The sequence below is a fragment of the Pseudopedobacter sp. genome (assembly GCF_040392825.1).
In the GTDB taxonomy this organism is placed as follows: Bacteria; Bacteroidota; Bacteroidia; order Sphingobacteriales; family Sphingobacteriaceae; genus Pseudopedobacter.
Window position 1 is genome coordinate 1 of sequence record NZ_JBEBVH010000329.1, and the last position, 3,862, is coordinate 3,862.

General features: G+C 36.1%; 4 protein-coding genes and 3 tRNA genes. All 7 read left to right on the forward strand.

All coding sequences use genetic code 11. From position 1 onward, the window contains the following. Positions 1-86: 86 nt before the first annotated feature. Positions 87-172 (forward strand) — tRNA-Leu (locus ABWO41_RS16380). 48 nt (positions 173-220) lie between these two features. Continuing rightward, positions 221-293, forward strand: a tRNA-Gly gene (locus tag ABWO41_RS16385). A 28-nt stretch (positions 294-321) separates the two neighbouring features. Further along, a tRNA-Leu gene (locus ABWO41_RS16390) sits at positions 322-407 on the forward strand. Between the two features lie 128 nt (positions 408-535). Continuing rightward, positions 536-1,237, forward strand: coding sequence for a 3'-5' exonuclease (locus tag ABWO41_RS16395; protein ID WP_353140335.1), 702 nt, complete (start codon positions 536-538; stop codon positions 1,235-1,237). Positions 1,238-1,561: 324 nt separating this feature from the next. Further along, positions 1,562-2,794: a spore maturation protein gene (locus tag ABWO41_RS16400; protein ID WP_353140337.1), complete on the forward strand. Its 1,233-nt coding sequence runs from the start codon at positions 1,562-1,564 to the stop codon at positions 2,792-2,794. A 19-nt stretch (positions 2,795-2,813) separates the two neighbouring features. Continuing rightward, positions 2,814-3,185: a methylglyoxal synthase gene (locus ABWO41_RS16405; RefSeq protein WP_353140339.1), complete on the forward strand. Its 372-nt coding sequence runs from the start codon at positions 2,814-2,816 to the stop codon at positions 3,183-3,185. Positions 3,186-3,331: 146 nt separating this feature from the next. Further along, positions 3,332-3,862 (forward strand): hypothetical protein (locus ABWO41_RS16410; protein ID WP_353140341.1); only part of this gene is annotated, 531 nt, incomplete at its 3' end.

Consider the following 3,862-nt stretch of genomic DNA (forward strand, 5'->3'; position numbering starts at 1 on the left):
GCACAACCTTGCCAAGGTTGGGGTCGCGAGTTCGAATCTCGTCTTTCGCTCCAAAGGGTTAGATTTACTTCAAAGTAAATAACCATGCTGAAGTGGTGGAACTGGTAGACACGCAGGACTTAAAATCCTGTTCGCCCTAAAGCGAGTGCGGGTTCGATTCCCGCCTTCAGTACAATATCTCTGGACTGTGGAGATAATTAAGCATTTGAAATATTTATAAGCGAAAGTAGCTCAGTTGGTAGAGCACAACCTTGCCAAGGTTGGGGTCGCGAGTTCGAATCTCGTCTTTCGCTCTTAGTTTTATCCTTCGGGTTGAAACAAGCTGAAGTGGTGGAACTGGTAGACACGCAGGACTTAAAATCCTGTTCGCCCTAAAGCGAGTGCGGGTTCGATTCCCGCCTTCAGTACAGAATTTATTTTTTACAACTCTCCTCTCCTTTTTCATTAAACTTTAAGATTTATTCAGTTTTAAGTTGTATATCACAGACTTTATTGTAAATTTAGTTGCCGTTCATTTCTAAAACCAGAGTCTTGCATGATAGAAAAACCAAATACTACCAATATCCTCTTTTTGGATATAGAAACCGTTCCGCAATATCAATACTATGACTTAGTTCCGGAAAACATAAAACCACTGTGGGACAAAAAATCTCAGTTTTATAGAAAAAATGAAGAAACACCTGAAGAATTTTATAATAAGGCTGGAATCTGGGCAGAATTTGGAAAAATTGTTTGTATTTCTCTGGGTAAATTCACCCCAACGGGTCAATTAAAAATAAAGTCTTTATACGGCGAAAATGAAATTGATATACTTTTAAAGTTTTCTTCTTTATTACAAAAATTCCCATCAGACTTATCTTTATGCGCTCATAATGGGAAAGAATTTGACTTCCCCTATTTATGTCGCAGAGCACTTATTAACGAATTACCTATTCCTGCTCAACTTAATACGATCAGAAAGAAACCCTGGGAGGTTAACCATTTGGATACTTTGGAGCTTTGGAAATTTGGTGACCACAAAAGCTACACCAGCCTAGAACTATTGGCCGCTATATTTGACATTCCAACACCTAAAGATGAATTGGACGGCAGTCAGGTTGCTCATACTTATTATATAGAAAAGAACCTTTCTAAGATTGTGTCTTACTGCCAAAAAGATGTATTGACATTAGCGAGAGTATTTCAGAGATTAAACGGACAGGAATTTGTGAACGATGCCGATGTTTTATATACCTAGTATTAAGTTGTAAGTGAGAATAAAAAGTTTAAAGTAAAATCTGGATAGTAGATACGCTGTATTTGTGTCTATTAGGCAAACGTTGAAAACCAGAAGATCCTGGCCAAAAAAATGATTTATTTTTCTGTTTAAATCCCTAAAACTTTACCTTTAAAGCAGAAAATTAAAAAGTCGGTGTCTAAGGCATATACTACAAACTATATGACTATTTATCTAAATCACATATTTAAGTGTATTCACAGAATTAGACCAGTTACTGTGCAGGTTTAATTGGTAAAATCACTATTTTATGTTAATCAAACTTAAAACTCAACAAACTAATATATGGCGTTAAACTACGTTTGGATTACATTTTTTGTTATCGCTTTTATTGTAGCACTTTTTAAACTAATATTTTTAGGCGATGTACAAATTTTTTCAAACGTAATGAATGGTATGTTTGACAGTGCAAAAACCGGGGCCGAAATTTCCTTAGGCCTGGTTGGAATTATGACTTTCTGGCTTGGAATAATGAAAATTGGAGAAAAGGCGGGTATGATTTCACTTTTTGCAAAAGGCGTTAATCCTTTTTTCAGTAAACTCTTTCCTCAGATTCCTAAAAATCATCCATCAAATGGTTCCATTATCATGAATTTTAGTGCCAATATGTTGGGTTTAGATAACGCCGCTACTCCGGTAGGATTAAAAGCAATGCAGGAGTTACAGGAATTAAACCCGAATAAGGAGACTGCGACAAACGCTCAGATTATGTTTCTGGTTCTAAACACAGCAGGTATTACCCTTATACCTACTTCTGTTATAGCACTTAGAATGGCTAATGGAGCAACTAATCCGGCAGACATATTTATCCCTGCGTTAATTGGAACTTTCATTTCCTTTATTTCCGGAATGCTTGCTGTTGCTGCATTTCAAAAAATAAACCTATTTAAACTACCTGTATTGGTGTTTTTAGGAAGTTTTCTGGGGTTAATGGCTCTACTGTATATTTCTCTTAACGGATTAAGTCCGGATAGAATGCAGGAAATTACAGGCTTAATTGGTGGACTACTTATACTATCGATAATTATACTATTCATTGTATACGGAGCTGTCAAAAAGATAAACGTATATGATGCATTTATAGACGGAGCTAAAGAAGGCTTTCAAACAGCAGTAATGATTATTCCATTTCTCATTGCTATTTTAGTTGCTATATCTGTATTTCGCACAACGGGATGTATGGATTATGTTGTGGGTGCTATTGCTTCTGCTGTATCTTTCTTTGGTTTAGATACCAGATTTGTTCCGGCATTGCCTGTTGGGTTAATGAAAACACTGAGCGGTGGCGGCGCCCGGGGCTTAATGGTAGATGTAATGACAACATACGGAGCAGACTCTTTTCAGGGCAGACTGGCAAGTATTATTCAGGGATCTTCTGAAACTACTTTTTATGTATTGGCTGTTTATTTTGGTTCTGTAGGTATTAAAAATACCAGACATGCACTTGTTTGTGGTTTAATTGCCGATTTTGTTGGCTTAATAGCTGCCATTTTATTGACATATATGTTTTTTGGATAAAAATAAAATAAATAATAACATGAAGAAACGAATTGCTCTTATTGCCCATGACGGTAAAAAAGCCGAAATGATTGGTTTTGTAAAAGACTATAAAGATGTACTTTCTGAAATGGATATCGTAGCTACCGGAACAACAGGAGGCTTGATAGAAAAGACCGGATTAAATGTAATTAAAAAATTAAGTGGGCCAAAAGGAGGCGATGCACAGATAGCGGCAATGGCTGCTGAAGGTGAATTAGCTGGTATTTTATTTTTTAGAGATCCACTGGGAAAACACCCACACGAACCGGATGTGCAAATGCTTCTTCGCATCTGCGATGTTCATGATGTTCCTTTAGCTACCAATCCTGCTACTGCAAAATATGTATTAAAAGGCATATTGGCAGAATAATATTAACGTCGGGGATTATTGTTTTAATCGCGCCCGATTGTCTTTCATAACTAAACGGTGCTTATAGACAGGCAAAAACCAGTGCTTAAAATAAACATTTGCTTATGCGTTATGTTTATTTTAAGCATATTGATTTTAATGACCATATGAAAAAGACAATTATCTTAGCAGGTTTAATCCTTGCTGCATCGTGCATTTCGCAAAAAAAATCTACACTACCTATATTAGGCGACTATCAGGGTATGTCGTCCGACGGTGTTAGAACACATATCTCATTTGCAGAAAATGAATTTGAAAAAGACATTATTCAAACAGGTAAAAGTTCTAATTTCCAGAGAATAAAAGGGAAATGGGAAGCAATTAATGATTCTACTGTTCTGCTTAAAGATAGCTTAACTAAAAGCTACTATAAAGTAAGCAATAACGAAATTGCAGAAATTGGTTCCGATTTAGCAAATACTTCCGCTACCAATAGAAAGCTTTATAAAATAGATTACTCTACAGAAGCAGAAGGTAACAACGAATCTTTACTTAAAGAAGGTGTAGATTTCTTCGCAGGTGGGAACGAACCTTTTTGGTCTTTAAAAGTATTTGCAGACAGTTTAATAGAATTTAATCAACCCGATTTAAAAACTCCTCTCCTGTTCCTGAAATCAAGTATAACTGTTATCGAAAGC